Here is a 16,189-nt window from a genome sequence, read left to right on the forward strand (position 1 = left end):
GGAGCCCTGACCATGAAACCTTCCCTGATGTCCGCCGCATCTTCCCGCCTGGCAGTGCGCGCCGCTGTCCTGGCGCTGGCCGCGCTTGCGCCGCTGGCCGCGCACGCGCACCGCCAGTGGCTGCTGCCGTCGGCCACCGTGCTGTCCGGCAGCGATCCGTGGGTGACCGTCGACGCAGCAGTCTCCAATGACCTGTTCTACTTCGAGCACGTGCCGATGCGGCTCGACAACCTGCAGGTGACCGCCCCCGACGGCAGCGCGGTCAAGGCGCAGAACGCGGCCACCGGCAAGTACCGCAGCACCTTCGACCTGCACCTGACCCAGCCCGGCACGTACCGCGTGGCGGTGGTCAACAACGGCCTGTTCGCCAGCTACAAGATCGACGGCCAGGCCAAGCGCTGGCGCGGCAGCGCCGAGAACTTCGCCAGGGAAGTCCCGGCCAACGCGCAGGACCTGCAGGTCACGCAGGCCGAGGGCCGCATCGAATCCTTCGTCACCGCCGGCAAGCCCAGCGACAAGGGCCTGCGTACTGTCGGCCGCGGCCTGGAGCTGGCGCCGATCACGCACCCGAACGACCTGGTTGCCGGCGACACTGCCAGCTTCCGCCTGCTGCTCGACGGCAAGCCCGCGAGCAACCTGAAGGTGGCGGTGGTGCCGGGCGGCATCCGCTACCGTGACCAGCTGCAGGAATTCAGCGCCACCACCGACGCCGACGGCAAGTTCAGCGTCAAGTGGCCGGCCGCGGGCATGTACTGGATGGAAGCCGAGGTCAAGGACGACAAGACCACCTTCAAGCAGGCCAGGTCGCGCCGCGCCGTCTATGCGGTGACGGTGGAAGTGCTGCCGCAATAAGGTTGCACGGAGTGAACCGCGTCCTGGTACCCGTTGCGCTGAGCGCGCCGCCCAGTCCGCCCGCCGCCGGGGCGCGCCTGCAGCGCTGGGGCGGGCCCACCATGGGCACCAGCTGGTCAGTGGCGGCGCTGCTGCCGCCGGAAGCGGAAGACGGCGCCATCGGTGCCATCGGCGCCGGCATCCGGGCCGTGCTCGAGCGCGTGATCGCGCAGATGAGCAATTGGGAAGCGGATTCCGACCTGAGCCGGTTCAACCGCGCGCCGCCGGGCAGCTGGCACGCCCTGCCGGCGGATTGCTTCGCGGTGCTGCAGACCGCGCTGCAGGTCGCACGCGACAGCGGCGGCGCCTATGACCCCAGCGCGGGTCCGCTGGTCGATCTGTGGGGCTTCGGTCCGGCCTCGGGGCTGGCACGCCGCGCACCGCCGTCGCCAGACCAAGTCCAGGCCGCGCGCGGCCGTTGCGGCTGGGCCCGCCTCGAAGTCGATGCCGCCGGCGGGCGCGCCCGCCAGCCGGGCGGCGTGGCGCTGGACTTCTGCGCCATCGCCAAGGGCTTCGCCGTCGACGCGGTGGCGCGCTACCTGTGCGAACAGGGCCTGGAGCACCACCTGACCGAGATCGGCGGCGAACTGCGCGGCCATGGCGTCAAGCCCGACGGCATGCCGTGGTGGGTCGCGCTGGAAGCGCCGCCGGGGCCTGGCAGCGATGCCGCGCAGCAAACGCTGGTGGCGCTGCACGGGCTGTCGGTGGCAACCTCTGGCGACTACCGGCGCTACTTCGACAGCGATGGCCGCCGCTTTGCCCATACCATCGATCCGCGCACCGGCTATCCGGCCAGCCACGCGCTGGCCTCGGTCACGGTGATCCACCCGCAGTGCATGCTGGCCGATGCGCTGTCCACCGCGCTGACCGTGCTGGGCCCAGACGCCGGCATGGCGCACGCGCGCCGCCACGGCATAGCCGCGCGCTTCCTGGTGCGCACCGCAAACGGTTTTCTCGAACATCTTTCACCGGCGTTTGCCGCGATGCTGGCATGAGCGGCCGCACCAAGTCGTGGGCCATCGCCGGCGCTGGCTGGCTTGCCGCGGCCGGCGGCGCGGCGTTGTCCGTGCTCGGGCCGTCGCGCATGGCCATGGCCGCCGGCGTGGTCGCCGCGTACGCGGGGTTTTGCGGCGCGGTGGTGGCGCATCACCGCCAGCGGCGCGCGCGGGTGGCGGCGCTGGCCGGCTCGGAAGACGGCGCGACGCTGGTGGTCTATGCCAGCCAGACCGGGTTTGCCGAACAGCTGGCGCTGCAGACCGCCACCGCGCTGCAGGGCGCGGGCATGCCGGTGCAGCTGCTGTCGCTGGCCGAGGCCGATGGCCGCCGCCTGCGGGCATGCCGCCAGGCCCTGTTCGTGGTCAGCACCACCGGCGAGGGCGACGCACCCGACAGCGCGTCGGGCTTCGCCCGCCGCCTGCTGGCGGGCGCCAATGGCCTGCACCGGTTGCGCTACGGCATCCTCGCGCTCGGCGACAGCAGCTACGCGCGCTTCTGCGCCTTCGGCCATGCGCTGGAGGGCTGGCTGCAGCGCCAGCGCGCGCAGCCGCTGTTCGACCTGATCGAAGTCGACAACGGCGACGCCGGCGCGCTGCGCCACTGGCAGAACCACCTGTCGGCGCTCAGTGGCGGCGCCGAGATCGCCGACTGGGAACGTCCGCGCTATCAGCACTGGCGGCTGGCGCAGCGCCATCACCTGAATCCGGGCAGCCAGGGCGCGCCGGCCTTCCATCTGGTGCTGGCGCCGCCGGACGGCGCGGCGCCGGACTGGCAGGCCGGCGACATTGCCGAGATCGGCCCGTGCCACGCGCCGGCCGAAGTCGACCGGCTGCTGGCGCAGCTTGGCCTGGATGGCGCTGCCCCGGTGCGCTGCGATGGCGCCGACACCACCCTGGCCGCGGCCATGGCCACGCGCCTGCCGCTGCCCGCAGCGCACTTTGCCGCGATGCAGGGACTGGCGCCACAGCAGCTGGTGGATGCGCTGGCGCCGCTGCCGCATCGCGAATATTCGATCGCCTCGCTGCCGCGCGACGGCCAGCTGGAGTTGCTGGTGCGCCAGACCCGCCACGACGATGGCCGCCTCGGCCTGGCCTCGGGCTGGCTGACCGCGCACGCCGCGCCGGGCAGCCGCATCGCGCTGCGCATCCGCGCCAATCGCGGTTTCCATCCGCCGGCCGACGACCGGCCGCTGATCCTGGTCGGCAACGGCACCGGGCTGGCCGGGCTGCGGGCCCAGCTCAAGGCCCGCGCCGCGGCCGGGCGGCAGCGCAACTGGCTGCTGTTCGGCGAGCGCTCGGCGCAGCATGACGCCTTCTTCGCCGGGGAACTGGCGCGCTGGCGCGCGGACGGCACGCTGGCCCGCATGGACCACGCCTGGTCGCGCGACGTTGGCGCGCCGCGCTACGTGCAGGACGCGCTGCGCCTGCAGGCGGATGGCGTGCGGCAATGGGTGGCCGACGGCGCGGCCATTTATGTCTGCGGCAGCCTGCAGGGCATGGCCGGCGGCGTCCAGGACGCGCTGGCCGAGATCCTGGGCGAGGGCGCATTGCGCCGCCTGGCCGACGACGGCCGCTACCGGCGCGACGTCTACTGAGCCCGCGGCGCGCCACGCGGCGTGCGGAGATCGGCCGCCGCGCTCGCGCCCCGGCCGGCCATGCACTATCTTCGGTGTGAACTGCAAGACATCTGCAGCCATCACAACACGAGGAGACCTGATGTTACGCACCCCCCGCCGCCTGGCCGCTGCGCTGGCCCTGCTCGCCACCGCCAGCCCCGTCGCCATCCCGGCCGCCATGGCCGAAGCGCCTGCCCGCCAGAACCTCTTTGCCGTACCCGGCCTGGAAAAGCCCGCCAGCGTGCTGGTCGACCGCTGGGGCGTGCCGCATATCTATGCCGGCACGCTCTACGACGCCTTTTATGCGCAGGGCTTCATGGCCGCGCGCGACCGCTTGTGGCAGATTGACCTGTGGCGCAAGCGCGGGCTCGGCGAGATGGCCAGGGACTTCGGCCCGGCCTATGCCGAGGGCGACCGCATGGCGCGCGCGGTGCTGTTCCGCGGCGACATGTACCGCGAATGGCTGGCCTACGGCAGCGACGCCAAGCGCGTGGCCGAGGCCTTTGTCGCCGGGGTGAACGCCTACGTGGCGCTGACCGAGCAAAAGCCCGAGCTGCTGCCGCCGGAGTTCCGCAAGCTCGACTACAAGCCGTCGCGCTGGCAGGCCGAAGACATCGTGCGCATCCGCCACCACGGCCTGACGCTGAACTTCACCGGCGAGATCGATCGCGCCCGCCTCTACTGCGAGGCCAAGACCCACGCCGCGCGCGCCGACTGGCTGCGGCGCGAGCTCGACCCGCAGGTCGAACCCAGCCTCAACCCCGGCATCGACCCCTGCACCGTGCCCGCGGCCGAACTGCGCCGCGCCTACGAACTGGCCACCGCCCCCGCGCGCTTCCCGAAGGAAGCCTGGGGCGACGCCCGGGCCGCCGGCATCCCGCTGGACCAGCTCTACGCCGTGGTCGATGCCAACAGTGATACCGGCCGCAGCCTGGGCTCGAACAACTGGGTCATCGGCGGCAAGCGCACCACCACCGGCCGCCCGATCCTGGCCAACGACCCGCACCGCTCGCATGGCGCGCCCAGCCTGCGCTACATCAGCCACCTGAATGCGCCCGGGATGTCGGTGATCGGCGCCGGCGAGCCGTTCCTGCCGGGCATCTCGATCGGGCATAACGGCACCATTGCCTTTGGCCTGACGCGCTTCTACATGGACCAGGAAGACCTGTACGGCTACGAGCTGAACCCGGCCAACCCGCGCGAGTACAAGTACAAGGGCCGCTGGGAGCCGATGGAGACCATCACCGAAGAGATCGCGGTCAAGGGCGAGCCCGCGCCGCGCAAGGTCACCCTCGACTTCACCCGCCATGGCCCGGTGCTGGTGTCCGGCGCCGGGCACGCCTGGACGCTGCGCGCGGCGTGGCTGGACCACGGCATGGCGCCGTACTTCGGTTCGATGGACTACATGCGCGCGCGCAACTGGGACCAGTTCCGCGCCGCCATGAACCGCTGGGGCGCGCCGGGCGAAAACCAGGTCTATGCCGACACTGGCGGCAATATCGGCTGGATCCCGGGCGGGCTGACCGTCAAGCGTCCCAACTGGGACGGCCTGACGCCGGTGGCCGGCGACGGCCGCTATGAATGGGCCGGCTACCGCAACATGGACGAACTGCCGTGGGCCTACAACCCCGCGCCCGGCTATATCGTCACCGCCAATGAAAACAACATCCCGCCCGAGCACCCGGCCGCCAAGCTGGGCGTGGGTTACGAATGGAGCGACAGCTCGCGCGCGCGCCGGCTGAAGGCGGTGGTCGGGGCCAATCCGCGCAGCTCGGTGCAGGATTCGATGGCGTGGCAGAACGACACCGTGTCGCTGCCGGCGCAGCGCGTGGTCGCGCTGCTGCAGGACCTGCGCAGCGACGACCCGCAGCTGGCCCGCGGCCTGGCGCTGCTGCGCGGCTGGAACGGCAACGAGCGCGCCGACAGCGCCGCCGCGGCGTTGTTCGAAGTCTGGTTCAGCAAGCACCTGCGCCAGGCCGTGGTGCGTGCCGCGCTGCCGCCCGAAGCCGCGCGCCTGGTTGGCGCCGGCGATGCCGCACGCGTGGTCGCGGTGCTGGAGCAGCCCGGGCCATGGATGCCGCCGGAGCGCCGCAATGCCGTCATGCTGGAATCGCTGAAGGCCGCGATGGCCGAGGTCGAAGCCAAGCTCGGCTCCGACCCGCGCGCCTGGCAATGGGGCAAGCTCCACACCGCCGTGTTCACGCATCCGATGGACCCGATCCTGAGCGATGCGGAACGCCAGCAGTTCAACGTCAATGCGGGCCCGATCGGCGGCTCGGCCTTCACGCCGATGAACACCAGCTACCGCAATACGGATTTCCGGCTGACTGCGGGCGCGTCGTTCCGCATGGTGCTGGACGTCGGCAACTGGGATGCCTCGCGCGTGATCAACACGCCGGGGCAGTCGGGCAATCCGGCCAGCCCGCATTACCGCGACCTGGCGCCGTTGTGGGCCAAGGGGGAGTATTTCCCGCTGGTTTATACGCGCAAGGCGGTGGAGAAGGCGAGCAGGGAGAGGTTGGAGCTGGTGCCGCAGTGATTCTCTAGCTTCGTAACTCCCGCTGGTGTACTCCCTCTCCCGCGCGCGGGAGAGGGAGCAAACCGGCAGCGGATCGAACGCCGCGATTCGCCGTAGGCCTTACTTCAACAACCCCAACACCGCCTCGGCCCCCGCCTCCGACGACGCCGGGTTCTGCCCCGTGACCAGCCGTCCCGCCACCGCAACGTGGCTGGCCCAGTCCTCCCCGCGCGTAAACCGCCCGCCGCTGGCCTTCAGCACATCCTCCACCAGGAACGGCACCACCTCGGTCAGCTGCACCGCCTCTTCCTCGCTGTTGGTAAAGCCGGTGACTTCCTTGCCCTTGACCAGCGGCTGCCCGTCCGCGCCCTTGACGTGCCGCAGCACCCCCGGAGCATGGCACACGGCGCCCACCGGCTTGCCGAGCCGGTCGAACTGCTCGATCAGCGCGATCGAACGCTTGTCTTCAGCCAGGTCCCACAGCGGGCCATGGCCGCCGGGATAGAACACGGCGTCGAAGTCGTCGGCCTTCACCTGGTCCAGCGTCAGCGTGCTGGCCAGTGCCTGCTGCGCGGCGGTGTCGGCGCGGAAGCGGCGGGTCGCATCGGTCTGCGCATCCGGATCGTCGCTCTTGGGATCGAGCGGCGGGTGGCCGCCCTTGGGCGAGGCCAGCGTCAGGTCAACGCCTGCGTCCTTGAAGACGTAGTAGGGCGCGGCGAATTCCTCCAGCCAGAAGCCGGTCTTCTTGCCCGTATTGCCAAGCTGGTCGTGCGAGGTCAGCACCATCAGGATTTTCATGTTGGTTCTCCGGTTTGCGTCCACGGTCGGCCGGGGCAGCCCCGGCATTGGCAACATCCTACGCAGCTGGCTATGATTCGAAAACTTCGAATCTTCGATGCCTGCCATCCAAAAAATGAATATCGCCGGCAAGGACCTGAACCTGCTCTACGTCTTCCATGTGCTGTACCAGGAAGGCAACGCCTCGCGCGCGGCGGCGCGCATGGCGCTGAGCCAGCCGGCACTGAGCCACAAGCTCAACCGGCTGCGCGACGAACTGGGCGACCCGCTGTTCGTGCGCGCGCCACGCGGCCTGACCCCGACGCCGCGCGCGCATGCGCTGGCGCCGCAGGTGCAGCGGCTGGTGGCGGACCTGGATGCGTTCTACACGCCTGCGACGGCCGCGATTTCCTGGCACGCAGCGAGGCCGTCCACATCTACACCACCGACTACATGGAGCAGTTGCTGCTGCCGGCGCTGTTGCCGCGGCTGCGCCGCGACGCGCCGGGGGTGGTGCTGGTCACGCACAACACGCGCGGCGAGCTGCCGCGCGAGGAACTGGAGAAGGGCACCTGCGACCTGGCGATCGCCGGCTTCTATGAGAACCTGCCCGACACCTTCCACCAGCAACGGCTGGGCAGCGAGGATTTCGTGGTGCTGGCCTCGCGCACCAATCGACGCATCGCGGATGGCCTGGACCTGGACGCGTTCCTGGCGTGCGAACACCTGCTGACCACGCTGACCGGCGATCTCAACGGCGTGGTCGATCGGGCGCTGGCACGGCTGGGGCACCGGCGCACGGTGGTGGCGGGTTTGTCGAGCTTCCTGGCGCCGAGCCGGCTGGTGCGCGGTTCGGCGCTGTTGCTGACCTGCCTGCGCTCGGTCGCGCAGGAAGCGGTGGCGCGCGATCCGGACCTGGTGATGCTGCCGGTGCCGTTCGCGCTGCCGCGGGTCGACATGATGCAGATCTGGCACGCGCGCACCGATGCCGACCGGCTGCGGCGCTGGCTGCGCCAGCAGATCCAGGAAGCGGCCAGCGCCATCGGCGCGGCCGCACCCGCGGCGCGCCGGCCGCGCGTCAGGCGCGGTTGACCACCGGCACCAGCGCGCCCTGCACCGCGCGCGCGGCGTCGGAGGCGAGGAACAGGATCACGTCGGCCAGCGCATCGAGGGCGACCCAGCGCGAGGTGTCGGCATCCGGCATGGCCTGGCGGTTCTCGGGCGTGTCGAGGATGCTGGGCAGCACCGCGTTGACGCGGATGCCCTGGTCGCGCAACTCGGCCGACATCGATTCGGTCACGCGCGCCAGCGCGTCCTTCGATGCGCAGTAGGCGGCCATCTGCGCCAGGCCGCGCGCCGCCGAATTGGCGCCGACGTTGACGATGGCGCCGCCGCCCGCGGACAGCATGTGCGGCACCACCGCGCGCGCCATGTTCAGCACCGTGCCCACGTTCATGTCGAACAGGCGGTTCCAGTCGGCCGCGCTGGTCTCGTGGATGCCCGTGCCCATGGCAAAGCCGCCGGCCAGGTTGCACACCACGTCGATGCGTCCGCATGCCTGCACGGCCTGGTCGATGGCCTTGCCGAGACTGTCCGCGTCGAGCAGGTCGGCCTGCAGCGCCAGGTGGCCGCTGCCGGTTTCCGGCAATGGTGCGTCGTGACGGTCCAGCAGTACCACGCGCGCGCCTGCCTGCGCGAAGGCGTGCGCGACCGCGCGGCCCAGGTTGCCGCGTGCGCCGGTGACCAGTACGTTCTTGCCGTGGAAGTTCATTTGCGTGCTCCTGCGCCGTGCCGGCGCGCATTGTCGTGATCAGGCTTCGCCCGGCTTTCAACCATCGTGGCCGGCAGCGAAAAACGCAAGCCAGTCTACGCAACGGCACGCAACATAAGCTTGCGAAAACGCCTCGGGGTAACCCTCGAAACGCACAGGAAGTTGCGCGGGCACTTACCGACCGGGCCGTGCGGGGGCCAGGACCGGCACGGCGCCCGCCGCTTCCTGCGCCGCGGCGTGCTCCAGGAATTGCACCAGCAACTGCGCAGCCGGCGACAGCAGCGAGAAGTCGCGGCAGCAGATGGCAAAGCGCCGCCGCGCCCAGTCGTCGCGCAGCGGGATCACGCGCAGGCCGAAGGCCGTGGCAATCAGCGTGGCGATCTCGGCCGGGATGATGACGATGCCGAGTTGCGCGCGCACGCAGCGCAGCGCGGCGTCGAAGGTCGACACCACGGCGCGGTGCGCGATGCGCCGCCCCTGGATGGCGGCGTAGCGTGCCAGCATGATCTGCACCGCGGTCTGCGCCGGCATGGCGATCTGGTCGTAGTCAAGCGTGTCTTCGAACAGGCAGGTATCCGACTGCGCCAGCGGATGCCCCGCGTAGACCACGGCGGCGAGGTGGTCGCTGCGGTAGGGGCGGGTCTGGAAGCCTTCCAGGTCGGCCGCATCCCAGCAGATGCCCAGCGGCGCGGTGCCGTCGCGCAGCGCGCTGACCACTTCGCTGCTCAGGCTCTCCTCGATGGTCACGCGCACGTCGCGGTGCGCCGGCAACTGCATGAAGGCGGCGATGTCGTCCGGCAGCGATTCCGCCATGGTCGACACCGTGGCGAGCAGGCGCACCTGCCCGCGCACGCCGGAGCCGTAATCGGCCATGTCGCGCGTCACGCGGTCGGCCGCAGCCAGCATGGCGCGCGCATGCCCCAGCACGATCTCGCCGGCGGGCGTGGGGATGACGCCGTGGCGGCGGCGTTCCAGCAGCGTGGCGCCGACGGTTTCCTCCAGTTGCGCCAGGCGCTTGCTGATGGCCGAAGCGACGATGTGTTCCTGTTCGCCCGCGCGCGCCATGTTGCGGGTTTCGCAGACGGCGACGAACAGGCGCAGCGTGGTGAGGTCGAGGTCTCGCATGGCGGGGGCGGCTGACTTTCCTTCCCGGAATGTTACCTGCGGGCAGCCGGCCGGTGACATCGCATCCGGGAAATCCCGCAGCATGAAAGAAGGGCGCGGGTGACTTTCCGTTTCGGCATGCCTGGATGCGCAAATCATCGCTTCAGCTTGCCCGCAGAAACTCATAGAGTTGGACGGTCGCCCCCTAGCCTCATCAATCCGCCATGACCCACTCCTTTCCCAGCCAGGCCGTGATCCGCGAAGTCGGTCTGCGCGATGGCCTGCAAAGCCTCCGCACCATCCTGCCCACCGCCAGCAAGCTTGCATGGATCCGCGGCGCCCACGCTGCCGGGCTGCGCGAACTGGAGGTCGGTTCGTTCGTCCCCGCGCGCCTGTTGCCGCAACTGGCCGATACCGCCGAACTGGTCGCGTTCGCGCGCATGCTGCCGGGCCTGTTCACGTCGGTGCTGGTGCCCAACCTGCGCGGCGCGCAGGACGCGCTGGAATGCGGCGCCGACCTGATGATCGTGCCGCTGTCGGCGAGCCACGCGCACAGCCTCGCCAACCTGCGCAAGACGCCGGATGAAGTGGTTGCGGAAGTGGCGCGCATCCGCGCCGCGCGCGATGCCAGCGGCGCGAAGACGCTGATCGAAGGCGGCGTCGGCACGGCCTTCGGCTGCACGCTGCAGGGCCATGTCGATGCGGAAGAAGTGCTGCGGCTGATGCAGGCGCTGCTCGATGCCGGCGCCGACCGCGTCAGCCTGGCCGACACCGTCGGCTATGCCGATCCGGCCATGGTGCGCGAACTGTTTGCGCGCGCCATCGCCATCGCCGGCGAGCGCTTCTGGTGCGGCCATTTCCACGACACGCGCGGGCTCGGGCTGGCCAATGTCTGTGCCGCGCTCGAAGCCGGCGTGACCCGCTTCGACGCCTGCCTGGCCGGCATCGGCGGCTGCCCGCATGCGCCCGGCGCCAGCGGCAACGTGGCCACCGAAGACCTGGCCTACCTGCTCGGCAGCATGCGCATCGAGACCGGTATCGATATCGGGCGCCTGCTGGCGCTGCGCGAAGACGTGGCCGGCTGGCTGCGCGACGAAACCCTGCACGGCACGCTGTGGCGCGCCGGCCTGCCCAAGACCTACGCGGCGCGCCCCGCGGCCATCGCTGCCTGAGACAAGAGATGACCCAAGACAACAGCAACTCCCTGCCGCTCGCCGGCGTGCGCGTGGTCGAATTCACGCACATGGTGATGGGCCCCACCTGCGGCATGATCCTGGCCGACCTGGGCGCCGAGGTGATCAAGATCGAACCGCCCGGCGGCGACAAGACGCGCAACCTGCCGGGCCTGGGCATCGGCTTCTTCCGCGCCTTCAACCGCAACAAGAAGAGCGTGGTGCTCGACATCACCACCGACGAAGGTCGCGCAGCCGCTGCCGAACTGGCGGGCCAGAGCGACATCCTGCTGGAGAACTTCCGCCCAGGCCTGATGCAGAAGCTGGGGCTGGACTACGCCACGCTGTCGCGCGACTACCCGCACCTGATCTACGTGTCGCACAAGGGCTTCCTGCCCGGTCCGTACGAGCACCGGCTGGCGCTCGATGAAGTGGTGCAGATGATGGGCGGCCTGTCGTACATGACCGGTCCGAGCGGCCGGCCGCTGCGCGCCGGCACCTCGGTCAACGACATCATGGGCGGCATGTTCGGCGCGATCGGCGTGCTGGCCGCGCTGCGCGAACGCGACCGCACGGGCAAGGGACAGGAGATCCAGAGCGCGCTGTTCGAGAACTGCGTGTTCCTGGCCTCGCAGCACATGCAGCAATACGCGATGACCGGCGAGCCGCCGCCGCCGATGCCGTCGCGCGTGTCGGCGTGGAGCGTGTATGACGTGTTCACGCTGGCACAGGACGAGCAGCTTTTTATCGGCGCGGTCAGCGACAAGCAGTTCGTCACGCTGTGCCACGTGCTGCAGCATCCGGAACTGGTCGACAAGCCCGAGTACGCCAGCAACGCGGCGCGCGTCGCGGTGCGCCCGCAACTGCTGGAAGAGCTGGGCGCGATCCTGCGCCACCATCGTTCCGCGGAACTGGCGCCGAAGCTCGAAGCGGCCGGCATTCCCTATGCGCCGATCGTGCGCCCGGACCAGCTGCTCGACGATCCGCACCTGCTCGCCAGTGGCGGACTGGTGCCGATGCAGGCCGACGACGGCTCGACCACGCCCACGGTGCTGCTGCCGCTGCTGATGGGCGGCCGCCGCCCGGGGGTGCGCAGCCCGCTGCCCCGCGCCGGCGAGCACAACGAAGAAATCCTGGCGCGGCTCGGCACGGAACGCCGCGCAAGCGCCTGAGGGGTATGCCGCGGCACAGCGGCAACCGCCACGCCCTACGATAACGATTACGGAGACAAAGCATGCAACGTCGCACCCTGCTCAAGTCAGCGCTGGCACTTTCCGCCACGCTCGCGGTGACCCTCGCCGTCCCTGGCTTCGAAGCGCTGGCCCAGGGCGGATCGGGCAAGCCCGTGCGCCTGATCCTGCCAATCAGCGCGGGTTCCGGTGTCGACAACATCGCGCGCGCGGCCGGCCCGGCGCTGGGCAAGGCCTTCGGCCAGCCGGTGGTGATCGAGAACCTGCCCGGCGCCGGCGGCATCACCGGCGCCGCCGCGGTGGTCAAGGCGCAGCCTGACGGCAGCACGCTCGGGCTGGTATCGAACAACCACGTGATCAACCCCAGCGTGTTCCGCGCGATGCCGTTCGACGCGATCAAGGACATTACGCCGATCAGCGTGATCGGCACCACGCCGCTGGTGCTGGTGGTCAACCCCAAGGTGCCGGCGAAGAACGTGAAGGAACTGGTGGCGCTGCTCAAGGCCAGGCCCGACAGCTACAACTACGCCTCGTCGGGCAACGGCACCATCATCCACCTGGCGGGCGAGATGTTCCTGGACGAGGCCGGCGTGACGGCACGTCACGTGCCGTACAAGGGCACCGGTCCGATGGTCAACGACCTGCTGGCCGGACAGGTGGAAATGGGCGTGGTCGCGCTCAACGCAGTGGCGCCGCACCTGAAGGCAGGCACGCTGCGCGCCATCGGCCTGTGCGGCGACAAGCGCAGCGCCGCCGCGCCGGACATTGCCACCATCGCCGAACAGGGCCTGCCGCGCTACAACGTCGCCGGCTGGTTCGCGGTCATCGGCCCTGCCGGCATGCCGGCGGCCGAAGTCAAACGCACGCACGATGCCTTTGCCAAAGCCTTCACGTCTCCCGAAGTGCTGGAAGCGATGAAGAAGCAGGGCACGGTGATCGAGCCCGGCACGCCCGAGGCCGCCGCCGCCTTCTTCCGCAGCGAAGCCGCACGCTACGCCGCGCTGGTGAAGAAGGCCAACGTCAAGGTCGAATAGGCCGGCGACCACACCCGCGGCACATTGACCGGCAAGCGCCTAGAATGTCCTGCATCCCGCCATGCAGGAGCACGATGATGCCAGGCAAGCCCGTCAGGATCCCCGGCCCCGACCATCCCATCACCATCACGCCGACCGCCGGCAGGGTGGTGGTCAAGGTGGCCGGCATTACGATTGCCGACAGCGATGCGGCGCTGACCCTGCAGGAGGCAAACTATGCGCCGGTGCAGTACATCCCGCGCGCGCACGTCGACATGGCGCGGCTCGAGCGCGGCGCGCATGCCACCTACTGCCCGTACAAGGGCGACTGCAGCTACTTCTCCATTCCGGCCGGCGGCGAGCGCGGGCGCAATGCGGTGTGGAGCTATGAGGCGCCGTATGCCGCCGTTGCCGCCATCGGCGCGTACCTGGCGTTCTATCCGGACCGTGTCGACGGCATCGAAATCATCGGACCCTAGGTTTCGAGCGCCGCATCGATCATCGCCGCGGCCAGGCCGATCACCAGCGCAATGGCCGAGGCGATAAAGCAGCGCACCGTCTTGCGATACTCCGGCACAGCATCGTCCTCGACGCGCAGCGCGCGGAACAGCGCGACGATCTGCAGCACCACCGCGGCCAGCAGCGCCACCGCCGCCAGCAGCGAGCGCCAGTCCCATTCGCCCGGGCTTTCGAAACCCCAGAAGCGCCAGAACCCCAGCGAGAAGCCCAGCAGCACGGTGATCGCGGTGATGATGCCCTGGCGGTAGCCGGTGGGCACCACTTGCGGGGCTGGCTTGGAGGGTGCCGCTGGCTCGGGCGCGGTCATGGGCTTCAGGCCGGCGGCACCGGCATCTGCACCACGGCCAGCGTGGCGTCGGCGGGGCCGACCACCTTGCTGGCGTGGCCCTTGCCGGTGGTGTCTTCGAGCAGCAGTGCGCTGCCTGTCGGCAGCGCGCGGCGTTCGCCATCGCTCGCCTCGAATTCCATCGCGCCACCCAGCACGAAGACCCACATGCGCAGTGGCGACGGGTGTGGTTCGCCGACCCAGCCAGCGGGCACGACCAGGAAGCCTTGCCGGGCGGCTTCCTCCAGCGGCGATACCCAGAACGCGCGCGCAGGCGGCGCGAACAGGCGCTCGGTGACGGCAACGGCAAGCGGCGCGAAGTGCGATTCGCCGGCCGCATCCGCATACAGCCGCGCGAACGCCAGCGGCGCCCGCCCGGTGGTGGCGGGCGGCTCGATGGTGGCCATGATGGACCTCCCTGCGGCGCATTGGCGCGCCGCCTTGTCATGCAGCCAGTCTAGGCTGCCGGACGCGGAGTGCAATGCCGGCCCGGGCCGGCGTGGTCAGCTTCAGCCCTTGCTGAAGATGCTGTAGAAGTCCGGCGCGCCGCTGTCCGGCATGCTCAGGTCGAGCGAGCCTTCGATATGCTCCAGGTGTTCCGCCATCAGCGCGCTGGCGCGCGCGGCATCGCGCTGTTCGATGGCGTCGATCAGCTGCCGGTGCTCATGCTCGGCGCAGGCGGGGGCACCGGGGCGGTCGTACAGCGTGATGATCAGGCAGGTCAGCGACACCATCTCGCGGATCAGCTTTTCCAGGATGGCGTTGCCGGCCATCTCGGCCAGCAGGATATGGAACTCGCCCGACAGGCGGATCATCGCCGCGCGGTCGCCGCGGGCGCGCGCGTTGTCTTCTTCCATGGCATGGCGGCGCAGGCTGCGCACCTTGGCCGGCGTGGCGCGTTGTGCGAGTTCGGCGGCCAGCGCGGGCTCGACCACGCGGCGCGCCTGGAACACCTCGCGCGCTTCGTCCACGCTGGGGCTGGAGACAAAGGCGCCGCGGTTGGGCACCAGCGTGACCAGCTTCTCGTGCGCCAGGCGCGCGAACACCTGGCGGATGCGCGCCCGGCTGGCGCCGGTCACTTCGCACAGCCGCTCCTCGACCAGCTTGGTGCCCGCCAGCAGGCGGTGTTCCATGATGGCGTAGAGCAGGCTCAGGTAGATCGCCTCGGTGGCAGAGGCCTCGCTGGCGGCGCCTTCCTGGCCGGTCTCGTCGTCCGGGGCGGTATTGGCTGAGGCCTTTTGCATGGTCTTCTGCGAGGCTCTGGGGGCCGCCTTGGCGGCGGCGCGGCGCGGGGTTTTGGCGGCAGCGCCGGGCGCCGCCTTTTTCGATGTGGTTGCCATATCAGGGTACGGACATTCAGCCCGTCGCCGGAACTGGCGACGAAACACGGCTATATCGTACACAACTATGGCGACAGCGAGGCCGCGGGGGTCAGGCCGGAGCGGTTTCCTGGCAGGCGGTGCGCGGCCGGGCATCCGCGTCCCGCGCCGGGAACGGATGCTCCTGCGCCCAGTGCCGGGCGATATCGACACGGCGGCAGATCCACACCTTGTCGTGTCCCTGCACGTAATCGAGGAAGCGCTGCAGCGCGCGGAAGCGGCCCGGGCGGCCGAGCAGGCGGCAGTGCATGCCGACCGACAGCATCTTGGGGCTGTCCTGTCCCGCGGGATCGCCTTCTTCATACAGCACGTCGAACGCATCCTTGAGGTACTGGAAGAACTGCTCGCCGGTATTGAAGCCCTGCGGCGTGGCGAAGCGCATGTCGTTCGAATCCAGCGTGTACGGCACCACCAGGTGCGGCTTCTTCTCGCCGCCGCTGACTTCGACCTCGGTCCAGAACGGCAGGTCGTCGCCGTAGTAATCCGAGTCGTACAGGAAACCGCCGTGCTCAACGACGAGGCGGCGCGTGTTGGGGCTGTCGCGGCCGGTGTACCAGCCCAGCGGCAGCGCGCCGGTCAGGTCCTTGATGATCTGCATGCCGATGCGCATGTGCTCGCGCTCGGTGGCTTCGTCGATGTTCTGGTAGTGGATCCAGCGCCAGCCGTGGCAGGCGATCTCGTGGCCCAGCTCGACGAAGGCGCGGGTCAGTTCGGGATGGCGCTGCAGCGCCATCGACACGCCGAAGATGGTCAGCGGCAGGCCGCGCTTTTCGAACTCGCGCAGGATGCGCCAGACGCCGGCGCGCGAGCCGTATTCGTAGATGCCCTCCATGCTCATGTGGCGGTCCGGGTAGGCCGCGGCGCCGACGATCTCGGAGAGGAACTGCTCGGAAGCGGCGTCGCCGTGCAGCACGCAGTT

The 16,189-nt window shown here is 70.0% G+C and carries 16 protein-coding genes and 1 pseudogene; 10 read left to right on the top strand and 7 right to left on the bottom strand.

Annotated features, from left to right (window positions below; genetic code table 11):
* Positions 1-12 precede the first annotated feature (12 nt).
* The 4 genes from AC3FMM_RS21085 to AC3FMM_RS21100 all read left to right on the top strand — a co-directional run bounded on the left by AC3FMM_RS21085 (position 13) and on the right by AC3FMM_RS21100 (position 6,041).
* Positions 13-852 carry a DUF4198 domain-containing protein gene (locus AC3FMM_RS21085; RefSeq protein WP_115714111.1) on the top strand — a complete coding sequence of 280 codons (840 nt, stop codon included), beginning with the start codon at positions 13-15 and terminating at the stop codon, positions 850-852.
* A gap of 11 nt (positions 853-863) precedes the next feature.
* Positions 864-1,886, top strand: coding sequence for an FAD:protein FMN transferase (locus AC3FMM_RS21090; protein ID WP_240991382.1), 1,023 nt, complete (start codon positions 864-866; stop codon positions 1,884-1,886).
* Positions 1,883-3,481 carry a sulfite reductase subunit alpha gene (locus tag AC3FMM_RS21095; protein ID WP_488687405.1) on the top strand — a complete coding sequence of 533 codons (1,599 nt, stop codon included), beginning with the start codon at positions 1,883-1,885 and terminating at the stop codon, positions 3,479-3,481. Before AC3FMM_RS21090 ends, AC3FMM_RS21095 begins: the two co-directional genes overlap by 4 nt.
* A gap of 121 nt (positions 3,482-3,602) precedes the next feature.
* A complete protein-coding gene (locus tag AC3FMM_RS21100; RefSeq protein ID WP_488687406.1) occupies positions 3,603-6,041 on the top strand; it encodes a penicillin acylase family protein in 2,439 nt (812 codons plus the stop codon).
* A gap of 99 nt (positions 6,042-6,140) precedes the next feature.
* Here the strand turns inward: AC3FMM_RS21100 and AC3FMM_RS21105 are convergent, their stop codons facing one another.
* Positions 6,141-6,818, bottom strand: coding sequence for a type 1 glutamine amidotransferase domain-containing protein (locus tag AC3FMM_RS21105; RefSeq protein WP_473704233.1), 678 nt, complete (start codon positions 6,816-6,818; stop codon positions 6,141-6,143).
* 115 nt (positions 6,819-6,933) lie between these two features.
* Here AC3FMM_RS21105 and AC3FMM_RS21110 point away from each other — a divergent pair.
* Positions 6,934-7,071 (top strand): annotated as a pseudogene (locus AC3FMM_RS21110) (helix-turn-helix domain-containing protein); the annotation flags it as partial.
* 179 nt (positions 7,072-7,250) lie between these two features.
* Positions 7,251-7,889, top strand: coding sequence for a LysR substrate-binding domain-containing protein (locus AC3FMM_RS21115; protein WP_488687407.1), 639 nt, complete (start codon positions 7,251-7,253; stop codon positions 7,887-7,889).
* Here the strand turns inward: AC3FMM_RS21115 and AC3FMM_RS21120 are convergent.
* Together AC3FMM_RS21120 and AC3FMM_RS21125 are read right to left on the bottom strand one after the other, a co-directional pair.
* Positions 7,876-8,568: an SDR family NAD(P)-dependent oxidoreductase gene (locus tag AC3FMM_RS21120; protein ID WP_488687408.1), complete on the bottom strand. Its 693-nt coding sequence runs from the start codon at positions 8,566-8,568 to the stop codon at positions 7,876-7,878. The two genes, AC3FMM_RS21115 and AC3FMM_RS21120, sit on opposite strands and share 14 nt — an antisense overlap.
* Positions 8,569-8,742: 174 nt before the next feature.
* The gene (locus AC3FMM_RS21125) at positions 8,743-9,693 is read right to left on the bottom strand and encodes a LysR family transcriptional regulator (RefSeq protein ID WP_488687409.1); all 951 of its coding nucleotides are present in this window, start codon (positions 9,691-9,693) and stop codon (positions 8,743-8,745) included.
* Between the two features lie 203 nt (positions 9,694-9,896).
* On the opposite strand from AC3FMM_RS21125, the gene AC3FMM_RS21130 reads away from it, so the two are divergent.
* The 4 genes from AC3FMM_RS21130 (at position 9,897) to AC3FMM_RS21145 (ending at position 13,526) form a co-directional block, all read left to right on the top strand.
* A complete protein-coding gene (locus tag AC3FMM_RS21130) occupies positions 9,897-10,844 on the top strand; it encodes a hydroxymethylglutaryl-CoA lyase (protein ID WP_488687410.1) in 948 nt (315 codons plus the stop codon).
* Positions 10,845-10,852: 8 nt separating this feature from the next.
* The gene (locus tag AC3FMM_RS21135; RefSeq protein ID WP_326346324.1) at positions 10,853-12,016 is read left to right on the top strand and encodes a CaiB/BaiF CoA transferase family protein; all 1,164 of its coding nucleotides are present in this window, start codon (positions 10,853-10,855) and stop codon (positions 12,014-12,016) included.
* A 62-nt stretch (positions 12,017-12,078) separates the two neighbouring features.
* Entirely contained in the window at positions 12,079-13,068 is a 990-nt protein-coding gene (locus tag AC3FMM_RS21140; protein WP_116313777.1) for a Bug family tripartite tricarboxylate transporter substrate binding protein, read from the top strand.
* Positions 13,069-13,145: 77 nt separating this feature from the next.
* Complete coding sequence (locus AC3FMM_RS21145) at positions 13,146-13,526, top strand: DUF427 domain-containing protein (protein ID WP_488687411.1); 381 nt, start codon at positions 13,146-13,148, stop codon at positions 13,524-13,526.
* Here the strand turns inward: AC3FMM_RS21145 and AC3FMM_RS21150 are convergent.
* The 4 genes from AC3FMM_RS21150 to puuE form a co-directional block, all read right to left on the bottom strand.
* The gene (locus tag AC3FMM_RS21150) at positions 13,523-13,873 is read right to left on the bottom strand and encodes a hypothetical protein (protein WP_115681982.1); all 351 of its coding nucleotides are present in this window, start codon (positions 13,871-13,873) and stop codon (positions 13,523-13,525) included. The genes AC3FMM_RS21145 and AC3FMM_RS21150 overlap by 4 nt on opposite strands.
* Before the next feature lie 5 nt (positions 13,874-13,878).
* Positions 13,879-14,298: a cupin domain-containing protein gene (locus AC3FMM_RS21155; RefSeq protein ID WP_240071278.1), complete on the bottom strand. Its 420-nt coding sequence runs from the start codon at positions 14,296-14,298 to the stop codon at positions 13,879-13,881.
* A 102-nt stretch (positions 14,299-14,400) separates the two neighbouring features.
* Positions 14,401-15,231, bottom strand: a complete 831-nt coding sequence (locus AC3FMM_RS21160) for a GntR family transcriptional regulator (RefSeq protein WP_473704239.1) — start codon at positions 15,229-15,231, stop codon at positions 14,401-14,403.
* Between the two features lie 91 nt (positions 15,232-15,322).
* The coding region (puuE, locus tag AC3FMM_RS21165; protein ID WP_488687412.1) for an allantoinase PuuE at positions 15,323-16,189 on the bottom strand (867 nt) is incomplete at its 5' end.

The organism is Cupriavidus sp. 207A1 (genome assembly GCF_057798955.1).

Coding starts and splice junctions, on each gene's coding strand:
- AC3FMM_RS21095 (WP_488687405.1), top strand. CDS start 1,883: ATGAGCGGCCGCACCAAGTCGTGGGCCATCGCCGGCGCTGGCTGGCTT.
- AC3FMM_RS21115 (WP_488687407.1), top strand. CDS start 7,251: ATGGAGCAGTTGCTGCTGCCGGCGCTGTTGCCGCGGCTGCGCCGCGAC.
- AC3FMM_RS21155 (WP_240071278.1), bottom strand. CDS start 14,298: ATGGCCACCATCGAGCCGCCCGCCACCACCGGGCGGGCGCCGCTGGCG.
- AC3FMM_RS21120 (WP_488687408.1), bottom strand. CDS start 8,568: ATGAACTTCCACGGCAAGAACGTACTGGTCACCGGCGCACGCGGCAAC.
- AC3FMM_RS21085 (WP_115714111.1), top strand. CDS start 13: ATGAAACCTTCCCTGATGTCCGCCGCATCTTCCCGCCTGGCAGTGCGC.
- AC3FMM_RS21140 (WP_116313777.1), top strand. CDS start 12,079: ATGCAACGTCGCACCCTGCTCAAGTCAGCGCTGGCACTTTCCGCCACG.
- AC3FMM_RS21135 (WP_326346324.1), top strand. CDS start 10,853: ATGACCCAAGACAACAGCAACTCCCTGCCGCTCGCCGGCGTGCGCGTG.
- AC3FMM_RS21150 (WP_115681982.1), bottom strand. CDS start 13,873: ATGACCGCGCCCGAGCCAGCGGCACCCTCCAAGCCAGCCCCGCAAGTG.
- AC3FMM_RS21105 (WP_473704233.1), bottom strand. CDS start 6,818: ATGAAAATCCTGATGGTGCTGACCTCGCACGACCAGCTTGGCAATACG.
- AC3FMM_RS21130 (WP_488687410.1), top strand. CDS start 9,897: ATGACCCACTCCTTTCCCAGCCAGGCCGTGATCCGCGAAGTCGGTCTG.
- AC3FMM_RS21125 (WP_488687409.1), bottom strand. CDS start 9,693: ATGCGAGACCTCGACCTCACCACGCTGCGCCTGTTCGTCGCCGTCTGC.
- AC3FMM_RS21145 (WP_488687411.1), top strand. CDS start 13,146: ATGCCAGGCAAGCCCGTCAGGATCCCCGGCCCCGACCATCCCATCACC.
- AC3FMM_RS21100 (WP_488687406.1), top strand. CDS start 3,603: ATGTTACGCACCCCCCGCCGCCTGGCCGCTGCGCTGGCCCTGCTCGCC.
- AC3FMM_RS21160 (WP_473704239.1), bottom strand. CDS start 15,231: ATGGCAACCACATCGAAAAAGGCGGCGCCCGGCGCTGCCGCCAAAACC.